This is a genomic window from Jeotgalibacillus sp. 10bf12 (assembly GCF_055597105.1).
This window is the reverse complement of sequence record NZ_CP200276.1, coordinates 3319986-3331932: the sequence shown is the minus strand read 5'-3', so window position 1 is coordinate 3331932 and position 11947 is coordinate 3319986. Positions and strand designations below refer to the sequence as shown.

Genomic DNA, 11947 nt, shown 5'->3' with positions numbered 1-11947 from the left:
GAGTGCTTGAAATGACGTATTCAATTGTGGGTTATGATCCGGTAGAAAAAGAGTGGGGCGTTGCGACGCAATCAAAATTTCTTGCAGTCGGAGCTGTAGTACCGCATGCTGTTGCAGGCGTAGGTGCAGTGGCGACGCAGTCTTATGCAAACACAGCTTATGGACCTGAAGCAATGACGTTTATAATGGCTGGTAAAACGGCGGAAGAAACACTTGAGCTTTTAACAAAAGATGATGAAGATCGCGCATTCAGACAGGTTGGCATCATTGATAATCAGGGGAATGCAGCTACATATACAGGAGAGCAGTGCTATGACTGGGCAGGCGGTATGACTGGCAAGCACTTCGCTGTTCAGGGCAATGTGCTGGTAGAAGGCACGGTGGAATCTATGGCACGCGCTTATGAAAACGCAGAAGGTCAGCCGCTCGCAGAAAGGCTGCTTGCTGCACTCGCAGCTGGTCAGGCTGCCGGAGGAGACTCCCGCGGACAGCAATCATCTGCACTTGTGGTTGTAAAAGAAAAGGGTGGCTACGGCGGATTTAACGACCGTTACATTGACCTGCGCGTCGATGATCACACAACGCCAGTCGATGAACTGATCCGTATTTACAGGCTCCACCAGCTTTATTTTGCTGCTTCTAAAAAAGAGTACATCGTGGAAATCGAAGGCGAAGTTGAAAAGAAACTTGAACTTCAGCTTGTCCGACACGGTTATTTAAAAGAAGGTATGTCTATTCATAAAGCACTGCATCACTACCTTCACACTGAAAACTTCGAAATGCGTCAGCAGGCAGAAGGCTATGTGGATATGGAAGTCGTTGAATATATGGAGCGAACGTAAACCGGGCTATGGCCCGGTTTTTGTTTTGAGTGCGGGGGTAGAAGCGGGTCTGTCCCGGGTCTACCTTATCGAGAATGTAGACCCGGGACAGACCCGCTTCTACATTCCCACACTCGCCAAAACCCATCCCTCCATTTCTTGTATATCCCCCCTGTAAGTGATAAGATAATTAGGTATATACGTAGGTTTAAAGTCAACGCAGCAGGGGTATATTCTCTGTTTGTGATGTGAATAGCAAGGACGGTTTTTCCGCCCGTTATATAAAGGAGCGTTAACATGTCTGGAATCTTGAATAAAATTTTTGATGGTAATAAGCGTGATGTGAAACGTTTTGATAAAACTGCTGACAAAGTGATTGCAACAGCCGGCAGCATTGAACAGCTTTCTGATGAGCAGCTGCGTGCAAAGACTGATGAATTCAAGCAGCGTTTTCAGCAGGGAGAATCGCTTGATGATTTAATGCCAGAAGCATTTGCTGTTGTAAAAGAAGGTGCAAAACGCGTGCTTGGGCTGGATCCGTACCGCGTTCAGATGATGGGTGCAGCAGCACTTCACGAAGGTAACATTGCAGAAATGAAAACCGGTGAAGGTAAAACGCTGACGTCTACAATGCCTGTTTATCTTAATGCGATCACAGGGAAAGGTGTGCACGTTGTCACAGTCAATGAATACCTTGCCAGCCGTGATGCTGAAGAAATGGGGCAGCTTTATAATTTCCTTGGACTGACTGTTGGACTGAATTTAAATAGTATGGATAAAGATGAAAAGCGCGAAGCTTATTTAGCTGATATCACTTACAGCACGAATAATGAGCTCGGGTTTGATTATTTGCGCGATAACATGGTGCTTTACAAAGAGCAGAAGGTTCAGCGACCGCTTTACTTTGCTGTAATCGATGAAGTTGACTCGATTTTAATTGATGAAGCGAGAACACCGCTCATTATCTCGGGTCAGGCTCAAAAGAATACGCAGCTTTATATCCAGACAAATGCATTTGTTCGTAACCTCAGAATTGATGAGGATTACACATATGATGAAAAAACAAAAGGTGTACAGCTCACAGAAGACGGAATTACAAAAGCGGAGAAAGCATTCCGCATCGATAATCTGTATGACTATGCACACGTTACACTCAACCACCACATTACGCAGTCACTAAAAGCACATGCTTCAATGAAACGTGACTTTGATTATGTTGTGGAAGAAGGAAAGGTCGTTATCGTTGACCAGTTTACAGGCCGTCTGATGAAAGGGCGCCGCTATAGTGATGGGCTTCACCAGGCGATTGAAGCGAAAGAAGGTCTTGAGATTCAAAATGAATCTATGACAATGGCTTCGATCACTTTCCAGAACTACTTCCGCCGTTATGAAAAGCTGTCAGGGATGACAGGTACAGCGAAAACAGAGGAAGAGGAATTCCGCAACATTTATAATATGAGAGTTGTTGTAATTCCAACAAACCGTGAAATCGTGCGTGATGATAAAGCCGATCTGATCTATGCTTCTGTAAAGGGTAAGTATATGGCAGCGATCGAGGATATTGCTGAACGTCATTTAAAGGGTCAGCCGGTGCTTGTCGGGACAGTTGCGATTGAAACGTCAGAACTAATCGCAAGTGAACTGAAGAAAAAAGGGATTCCTCACAATGTACTGAATGCGAAAAACCATGGCAGTGAGGCACAGATCATTACGGACGCCGGTAAACGCGGTGCAGTAACGATCGCGACAAACATGGCCGGCCGTGGTACAGATATCAAGCTTGGCGATGGCGTAAAAGATATTGGCGGACTTGCTGTAATTGGTACTGAACGCCATGAATCACGCCGTATCGATAACCAGCTTCGTGGTCGAGCAGGACGTCAGGGTGATCCTGGTGTGACTCAGTTCTACCTTTCAATGGAAGATGATCTGATGCGCCGCTTCGGTTCAGACAATATGAAAAATATGATGTCGCGCCTCGGAATGGATGATTCACAGCCAATCCAGAGTAAAATGGTGTCACGCGCAGTTGAATCTGCCCAAAAACGTGTTGAAGGTAACAACTTTGATGCACGTAAGCAGCTTCTACAGTATGACGATGTACTTCGTCAACAGCGTGAAGTCATTTATACAGACCGTGACGAAGTTCTTGAATCAGAAAACCTTCGTCATATTGTTGATAAAATGGTGGAAACAACTGTTCACGATGCAGTTGATGCACATGCACCGATGGTAGAAGAGACAAGTAAGTGGGATCTGAAGGGGCTTGAACACTTCATCTTCGCTAATCTTCTGCCTGAAAATGTGATCACTGCTGAGACGCTTGAAGGTAAATCCAATGATGAGATGAAATCAATTATTATGGAAGAAGTTACGAAGCGTTATGATGAGCGTGAAGCTGAGCTTGGTGAAAGAATGCGTGAATTTGAAAAAGTTGTTCTTCTCCGCTCACTTGATACAAAGTGGATCGATCACATCGACGCGATGGACCAGCTGCGTCAGGGTATCCACCTGCGTGCATACGGTCAGATCGACCCGCTGCGTGAATACCAGAACGAAGGCTTCGCGATGTTCGAAACCATGCAGCAGTCAGTCAATGAAGAAGTCACAAAATATGTGATGAAAGCTGAAATCCGCAGCAATATCGAACGTGAAGAAGTCGCAAAAGGACAGGCAGTCAACCCTAAAACAGACGGCGAGACAAAGAAAAAAGTCCAGCCGGTCCGTAAAGAAACAACTGTCGGCCGCAACGACCCATGCCCATGCGGCAGCGGTAAGAAATATAAGAACTGTCACGGGGTTTAATAAAAGTTTTACGCTTTTAGCTACAGGTTAATGTGGCTGATTGTTTAGAAAAATATTAAATTATTTTTCATGAAATATGTTTTTAAAGTATATAAATACAACTTAGCTTGTGATTGCAGTGGGGGACGGAGACTCCTGCAGCGGAAAAGGGACAGGTGAGACCCCGTAATGGCACGGAGGGGGCTCACCGCCCGGCTGCGGAAAGCGGAGTCCCCCACGGAAATCACAAGCGTTTTTCAAAGCAAAAACAACTTTAAAATAAGGTGGAACTCAAATGGAATTATCAGATGTAAGAAACGAGCTCGAAAAAACAGCCAAGGTACTGGCTGACTTCAGGGGGTCTCTTTGACTTAGAAAACAAAGAGGCAAAACTCGCTGAAATCGATGAACTTATGGTCGAACCAACTTTCTGGGATGACCAGCAAAAAGCACAAGGCATCATTAACGATCAAAACGCACTGAAAGATGTCGTAAACGGCTATCAAAACCTGGTTGATACGCAGGAAAATCTTGAGGTCACTCTCGAGCTTTTAAAAGAAGAATCCGACGAAGATATGCATGCTGAAATGGTAGCTGAGCTCGAAACTTTCCGTAAAACGCTGGATGAGTTTGAGCTACAATTACTCCTTAGTGAACCTTACGATAAAAATAGTGCCATCCTTGAACTGCACCCTGGTGCAGGCGGTACCGAATCACAGGACTGGGGTTCAATGCTGCTCCGTATGTATCAGCGATGGGGAGAAAAGCGCGGCTATAAAGTGGAAACACTTGATTATCTGCCAGGAGATGAAGCGGGCATCAAATCCGTTACACTTCTATTTAAAGGTCACAATGCATATGGCTATCTGAAAGCAGAAAAAGGTGTTCACCGCCTTGTCCGTATTTCACCATTTGACTCATCAGGCCGCCGTCATACGTCATTCGTGTCATGTGACATCATGCCTGAATTCAATGATGAGATCGAAATTGAGATCAGAACTGAAGACCTGAAAATTGATACGTACCGTGCAAGCGGCGCCGGCGGTCAGCACATTAATACAACTGACTCAGCCGTCCGGATTACCCACCTTCCAACAAATTCAGTTGTATCATGTCAGTCTGAACGTTCACAGATTAAAAACCGTGAATCAGCGATGAAAATGCTTAAATCTAAGCTGTATCAGCTGAAGATTGAAGAGCAGGAGCAGAAGCTTGCTGATATCCGTGGTGAGCAGAAGGAAATTGGCTGGGGAAGTCAGATCCGCTCATACGTTTTCCACCCGTATTCAATGGTAAAAGATCACCGGACGAGTACAGAATCAGGTAACGTGCAAGGTGTAATGGACGGAGATTTAGATCCATTCATTAACGCTTATCTGCGTTCGAAAATTAATAATTAATGAAAGATCCGCTGCCTGAGTGCAGCGGATTTTTTATAGGCAGCTATAAAAAATGTGAACGGTAGAAGACGACAGCTTGGCTGCGCATTGTGACAACTAACCGGACGTGTCGCTGCAACTTTGAGTGGAAATGCCACAACTCCAGTCCGGAATGCTGCATCCCCGGCCAAAACATCGACAACTAAACCCCTTCACCGCACTAACGCTCTAGCATGACAATATTCACAGAAATGTCGCTACATGCTATACTCTCTAGCGGTGTAGACTTGAATAGAGAAAGGATGACTGTCAATGGGTAAGCAAAACCGCCGTGGTCAAAGTGAGCCGAAACGCTGGCACGGTGCAATTGACTATATTTATGTAATCATCGGGGCATTGTTTGTCGCGATTTCTTTTAATGTGTTCCTTCTTCCAAATGCGGTGGCATCAGGCGGAACGAGCGGGATCAGTACAATTTTAAATGGACTGTTTGAATGGCGTCCTGCAATTGTCCAGTATGCATTTAATATCCCATTGTTTATTGCAGGTGTGGTACTGCTTGGGAAAAATTTTGGATTAAAATCGTTTGTTGGAACACTGGCTTTGCCGGGATGGGTATTTTTAACGGAGAATTGGGCACCATGGACAGAGGATCCTCTTCTTGGCGCATTATTTGGTGGAATTGGTGTTGGAATTGGTTTAGGAATTGTATTTAGAGGTAAAGCATCTACAGGCGGTACAGATCTGGCTGCACAGATTATACATAAATACAGCGGCCTTGGTCTTGGTACAAGTATTGCAATCATTGACGGGTTAATCGTTCTCAGTTCGGCAGTAGTGTTCAGTATTGAACTCGGATTGTATGCATTGATCGCGCTTTATGTAACAAGTAAAACGATTGATCTGGTGCAGGTTGGATGGCAGCGTTCGAAGATGGTTCATATTATTACGAATCGTCAGGAAGAAATCAGCCAGGCTATTTTTGATGAGGTCGACAGAGGTGTAACAAAGCTGTCAGCTTATGGCGGATACACTGATCGTGAGCGTCCAATTTTAATGTGCGTGATTGATCAGACAGAATTTACAAAGCTGAAAAATGTAGTGAAAAAGATCGATCCGAAGGCTTTTGTGATTGTAAATGATGCATCGGAAGTGCTGGGTGAAGGATTTAAAAGAGAGTAAATTGTTATTTTAAGAAAAGATTTGACATAATTTTAAAGATGAGGTGGATGTTGATGAAAAAATGGTGGTTAGGTGTTGCGCTGGGATCTGCAGTTTTGCTTGGAGCATGCGGAGGCGGAGAAGAGGAAGCAACTGATACAGGCTCTTCAGCTGGTGAGATGGATCCGGAAGAAATTTATATTGGTAATTGTTCCGGGTGTCACGGGGATAATCTTGAAGGAGCGAGTGGTCCAAACCTGCAGGAAGTGGGTTCAAGACTAAGTCAGGATGAAATTCTCAGTGTGATTCAGCAGGGACAGGGAAGCATGCCTGGCGGTTTAATTGAAGGCGAAGAAGCCGAAATTGTAGCAGAATGGCTATCAGAAATGCAATAAACAATATTCGATCAAAACATCTTTTACTAACCCGGTAAAAGATGTTTTTTATATTTCATGCACGAAATGAAACTGTAATATAATTGTCGTTAACAAAATTCGCTAGAATGATATAATGTTCTTGTGCCAAAAAACGACCTGTACATATAATTAGCTATTTATTCCTATTATATCAGGTGTGTGTGAAGGCAATTACACCAGTCAACCAGAATCAGTCATCGTGGAAATTTAAAGATAAGGTGCGTATTTTTATGATACAAATGAATGAAGTATACAAAAAGTACCCGAATGGTATCATGGCTGCAAACGGTTTTGATGTGAAGATTCAGTCCGGGGAGTTCGTCTATGTTGTCGGACCAAGTGGAGCTGGTAAATCTACATTTATCAAAATGATGTACCGTGAAGAAAAACCGACTAAAGGGACAATTTTGGTGAATGGAATCGATATTGCGAAACTGAAGCGCAAACGCGTGCCCTATTTACGCAGAAATATCGGAGTGGTTTTCCAGGATTTTAAACTCCTGAATAAGCTGACCGTTTACGAAAATATATCTTTTGCTTTAGAAGTTATTGAGGAACAGCCAAAGGTGATCAGACAGAGAGTTATGGAAGTGTTAGATCTTGTAGGATTGAAACACAAAGCCCGCATGATGCCCGATGAGCTTTCCGGAGGGGAACAACAGCGAGTTTCTATCGCACGTTCGATCGTTAATTCGCCCAAAGTGGTGATTGCCGATGAGCCGACAGGAAACCTTGATCCGGAAACGTCATGGGAAATTATGAACTTGTTTGAAGAAATTAATTCACGCGGCACTACAATCATTATGGCTACACACAACCGTGAAATCGTTAATACGATCCGCCACCGGGTCATTGCCATTGAAAATGGTGTGATTGTCCGTGACGAACAGCGGGGGGACTACGGTTATGAAAGCTAGAACAATTACAAGACACTTCAGAGAAAGCTTTAAGAGTCTTGCAAGAAACGGGTGGATGACTTTTGCATCCGTTAGTGCAGTGACTGTCACGCTATTACTTGTCGGCGTATTCACAGCGCTTATGCTGAATATGAATAAAGCCGCTGATGATATAGAAAATGATGTTGAAATGAACGTCTACGTCGAGCTTGAAGCAGACGAGCAGGCGGTCGCATCACTGGAACAGGAAATAGAACAATTATCCGGCGTTGAATCCATCGAGTATTCAACAAAGGAAGAAGAACTATCCGGGCTGATTGACAGCTTCGGTGATGAGATGGCGTTATTCGAACAGAATAATCCACTTCGTGATAAATTCATTGTAAAAGCCATTGATCCAAGACAGACTGAACGTCTCGCTTCCCAGATCGGCACATTAGAGAATACACACTCTGTTGAATTCGGGGAAGGCAAAATCGATCGGCTGTTCAGCATTCTTGAAGTCAGCAGAAATGTCGGTGCCGTTTTGATCTTCGGTTTACTGTTTACCGCAATGTTCCTGATTTCAAACACAATTAAGATCACAATTGTTGCAAGAAGGACAGAAATTGAAATCATGAAGCTGGTTGGTGCATCTAACTGGTTCGTCAGAATACCATTCATACTTGAAGGAATCTGGCTAGGTATCATCGGTTCAATTCTTCCAATTGCAGCTGTATCGTTTCTTTATTACAATGTCTATGAATATATGGAGCCACGGCTTGAAAATTCATTTATTCAGATCCTTGAATTTTCACCGTTTATATACCAGATTAACGCATTAATCTTACTGATGGGCGTCGTAATTGGCGTATGGGGAAGCTTTATGTCTGTCAGAAAGTTCCTGCGTGTATAAATTAGAAAAATATAAAAAAAGAGATGCTAGATTCGAAGGGAGAACAATTTTGTGAAAAAGTCATTCGTCAGCCTGTCATTGGCAGCAGCACTTATTGCAGGAAGCTTTCCGGTAATCAATACCGCTTCTGCTGAAACTTTAGATAATTTAAAAGAAGAACGTTCATCAATCGAAAACCAGCGTGAAGAAATCAACGGTGAGATCAGTTCAACAAACAACCGTATTGAAAAAATTGTAGCTGAACAGGCGAAAGTAACTGCTGAAATTAAGAAATTAGATAGTAAGATTGAAGATACAACAAATAAAATTAACGCAGTTTCTGTTGAAATTGATGAAACAAATGCTCAAATCGAAAAGCTTCGTGGAGAAATTGAAGAATTAAAGAAAAAAATTGAAGAACGTAATGCACTTCTGGAAGAACGTGCACGTGCAATTCAATTAACCGGCGGTTCAGTAAGCTATGTTGACGTTTTACTGGGCGCTGAAAACTTCGGCGACTTTATTGACCGTTTCTCAGCAGTGAATACACTTGTAGATGCTGACCGTAAGATTATGGAGGAACAGCATCAGGATAAAGTATCTCTCGAACAAAAAGAAGCAGAGGTACAGCAGCAGCTTGAAGAGCTTGAAGCTAAAAAATCAGAACTTGATGCTTTAAAATCAGACCTTGATTCTCAAAAGGCTGACAAGGATACGCTAATGGCGGACCTTGAAGCAAAACAGGCTGAACTTGAGGACGAAAAGTCTAAGCTTCAGGAAGAAGATAGTGAACTTAAAAACCTTGCAGCAGATATTGAAAATGAAATTGTAGCAGAGCAGGAAAGACTTGCTGAACTGGCTCGTCAAAAAGAAATTGAGCGCCAAAAAGAACTGGAAAGACAAGCAGAAGCTGAAAGACAAGCTGCTGCAGAGAGAGCGGCAGCAGCAGAGAGACAGGCAGAGGCTGAAAGACAAGCTGAAGCTGATAAGCAGGCAGCAGCTTCTCAAACTAGTAGTTCAAGCAGTGCCAGCAGCTCAAGCAACTCTTCTTCACAACCAACAGCTCCACCTGCTCCATCGGTTTCAGCTCCTGTTTCAGCCGGTGCATGGACAACACCAGCGAGCGGCAGAATCACGACTGAATTCGGCTGGGATATTCTAAATGGTAATACCCGTTATCATTATGGAATTGACGTTGCTAATGGTACAGGATCAGCAATTGTTGCAGCAGCAAGTGGTTATGTTGTCAAAGCAGCAGGCGGTGAAAATGGTGGTTATGGTAACATGGTCATCCTGACTCACAGTGTAAACGGACAAACGTTCACAACTGTATATGCTCACCTTAGCAGCATCGCTGTTTCAAATGGTCAGTACATTGAAAAAGGACAATACATTGGCGGCATGGGTAACACAGGATTCTCATTCGGATCTCACCTTCACTTCGAACTTCACGAAGGTGCATGGAACGGATCTAAATCAAATGCTGTTAACCCTCGTAAATATATCTCATTCTAATCTAGCAGACTCCCAAACTTCGGTTTGGGAGTTTTTATTTTGTCTGTCATGAACCACTGATTCAGTCATATACTTCCTCAGGAGGAGGGACAGTATATGACGATCCGGAAAGCAAGGTTGGCGGGATGGGCATTTGCTGTTTTATGCTGTGCGGGATTGTTTTTTCTGATTAGTGTTGAGCCGGCCCCGAGCGAGCCTGTTATGAAAACTGAATTAAGGGATGCACCGACGTTTACAGTGATTTTAGAAGACGGTACTGAGCTTTCTAATCATAATTTTGCCGGTGAGCCGCTGATACTGAATTTCTGGACGAGCTGGTGCCCGCCCTGCATTGAAGAAATGCCTGAATTAAAAAAGTTCTCTGCTGATCATCCTGATGTAAAGCTGATCGGTGTGAATTTGACAAAGGAGGAGTTCAGCAAAAAGAATGTCTCTGATTTTATTAAAAAGCATCAGATTGCTTTTCCTATTGCACTGGATGAGGAAGGCCGTCTGCAGAAAACATTCAATGTATTTACCATTCCCATTACTGTCATGATCACTGCTGACGGCAAAATTTATGAAACATTTTTTGGCCCTGTTACAGCAGCACAACTTGAAAAGAGTCTGGACGGGCTTCTAAGTGAAACAAATGCTTCATAACGTGTATCAGAGAGGGGGAAGCAGGTGAAAAGAGTACTTATGATCCTGATATGTATGGTACTGGGAGCAGGTGTCTATTACAGTGCGGACCGGTGGATAGTTAAAAGAGTGCCGGAAGAGGCCTCTGTTGAACAATCAAAAATTGAAAAAGCACAGCAGATGATTCAGGAAAGTTATGTGGAAAAGGTAGATCAGGATTTACTGCTTGATGGCGCATTAAAAGGCATGGTTGAAGCGCTTGGAGATCCCTATTCCGTATACATGGATGAACAGGCTTCAAAGCAGTTTCATGATTCACTCGACTCATCATTTAGTGGAATCGGTGCTGAAATCACGCAGCAGGAAGGCAGCTTCATCATTGTTGCCCCATTAAAAGGATCACCGGCTGAAAAGGCTGGACTAAAGCCGAATGACGTCATAACAAAAGTAGATAATGAAGAAATTGACGGGCTGACCATTTACGATCTGACTTCTAAAATCAGAGGACCTAAAGGCAGCCGCGTACAGCTTGGCATTTTAAGAGGCGAAGCTGAAAAGTCATTAACAATTAACGTTGTGCGCGAAGATATTCCAGTAGAAACGGTATCCCATCAGCTTTATGAACGCGAAGGGGCAAAGGCCGGGTACATAGAAATTAAAACGTTCGGTGAGGGAACAGGCAAGGATGTCAAAGCTGCGTTAGCTGACCTTGAGAAGGAAGAGTTGTCCGGATTAATTATTGATGTAAGAGGAAATCCGGGTGGCTTACTCTCGAGTGTTGAGGAAGTACTGGGCAATTTTATAACAAATAAAAAACCGTTTATGTATGTGGAAGAGCGCTCAGGTAAAAGAGAAGCTTTGACTTCGGCTTCTGAAAGTAAAAAGGAGTATCCGGTAGTCGTCTTAATTGATGAAGGCAGCGCTTCAGCTTCAGAAATTCTTGCAGCAGCCATGTACGAAGTGGAAGGCTATACGCTGATTGGCACGAAAACATTTGGTAAAGGAACCGTACAGCAGTCACTTGAGCTTGGCGACGGGAGCCAGATGAAGCTGACTGTGTCCAAATGGCTCACACCGGATAAGCGCTGGATCCATCGTAAAGGCATTCAGCCAACTTTAGAGGTTGTCCAGCCTGAGATCTTTGAGCTGTCCCCGGTACAATCATCCATCGTCCTGAAAAAAGGCATGAATGATGAAAGGGTCGCTTCACTTCAAAGACTGCTCGATGGACTCGGCTACGAAATGGACCGCACTGATGGCTACTTCAGTGGACAGACTGAAAAAGCGATCCGTGATTTTCAGAAAAAATCGCGTCTGAAAGAAACAGGCGAAGTGAATACGTCGACTTTAAAAAAGCTGGAATCAACACTTGAGCTCTATAAAAAGAATCCAAATCACGATCATCAGCTGCAGTCTGCAATCGAATTTATTGCAAAGCATTAAAAATTCCGCCCGGTGCGCATAAATAAACATGTGCACC

At 43.7% G+C, this 11947-nt stretch carries 10 protein-coding genes; all 10 read left to right on the top strand.

The window, feature by feature from the left end:
• The first annotated feature begins 11 nt into the window (after positions 1–11).
• The 10 genes from DH10bf12_RS17450 (at position 12) to DH10bf12_RS17405 (ending at position 11910) form a co-directional block, all read left to right on the top strand.
• Positions 12–842 carry a DUF1028 domain-containing protein gene (locus DH10bf12_RS17450; protein ID WP_471736483.1) on the top strand — a complete coding sequence of 277 codons (831 nt, stop codon included), beginning with the start codon at positions 12–14 and terminating at the stop codon, positions 840–842.
• Between the two features lie 276 nt (positions 843–1118).
• Positions 1119–3626, top strand: coding sequence for a preprotein translocase subunit SecA (gene secA / locus DH10bf12_RS17445; protein ID WP_471736482.1), 2508 nt, complete (start codon positions 1119–1121; stop codon positions 3624–3626).
• A gap of 274 nt (positions 3627–3900) precedes the next feature.
• A protein-coding gene (gene prfB, locus DH10bf12_RS17440; RefSeq protein ID WP_471736481.1) for a peptide chain release factor 2 occupies positions 3901–5005 on the top strand; the annotation gives its coding sequence in 2 pieces (ribosomal slippage) (positions 3901–3972 and positions 3974–5005; 1104 coding nt in all).
• Between the two features lie 291 nt (positions 5006–5296).
• Positions 5297–6166 carry a YitT family protein gene (locus tag DH10bf12_RS17435; protein WP_471736480.1) on the top strand — a complete coding sequence of 290 codons (870 nt, stop codon included), beginning with the start codon at positions 5297–5299 and terminating at the stop codon, positions 6164–6166.
• Between the two features lie 53 nt (positions 6167–6219).
• Positions 6220–6540 (top strand): cytochrome c551, encoded by a 321-nt coding sequence (gene cccB / locus DH10bf12_RS17430; RefSeq protein WP_471736479.1) that lies wholly within the window; start codon positions 6220–6222, stop codon positions 6538–6540.
• A 251-nt stretch (positions 6541–6791) separates the two neighbouring features.
• On the top strand, positions 6792–7478 hold the full coding sequence (gene ftsE, locus DH10bf12_RS17425; RefSeq protein WP_471736478.1) for a cell division ATP-binding protein FtsE: 687 nt from the start codon (positions 6792–6794) through the stop codon (positions 7476–7478).
• Positions 7468–8352: a permease-like cell division protein FtsX gene (gene ftsX / locus DH10bf12_RS17420; protein ID WP_471736477.1), complete on the top strand. Its 885-nt coding sequence runs from the start codon at positions 7468–7470 to the stop codon at positions 8350–8352. The genes ftsE and ftsX overlap by 11 nt, the downstream gene beginning before the upstream one ends.
• A 51-nt stretch (positions 8353–8403) precedes the next feature.
• On the top strand, positions 8404–9846 hold the full coding sequence (locus DH10bf12_RS17415; protein ID WP_471736476.1) for a murein hydrolase activator EnvC family protein: 1443 nt from the start codon (positions 8404–8406) through the stop codon (positions 9844–9846).
• Positions 9847–9942: 96 nt separating this feature from the next.
• A complete protein-coding gene (locus tag DH10bf12_RS17410) occupies positions 9943–10488 on the top strand; it encodes a TlpA family protein disulfide reductase (RefSeq protein WP_471736475.1) in 546 nt (181 codons plus the stop codon).
• A 24-nt stretch (positions 10489–10512) separates the two neighbouring features.
• Positions 10513–11910, top strand: a complete 1398-nt coding sequence (locus DH10bf12_RS17405; protein ID WP_471736474.1) for a S41 family peptidase — start codon at positions 10513–10515, stop codon at positions 11908–11910.
• The last annotated feature ends 37 nt before the right edge of the window (positions 11911–11947 follow it).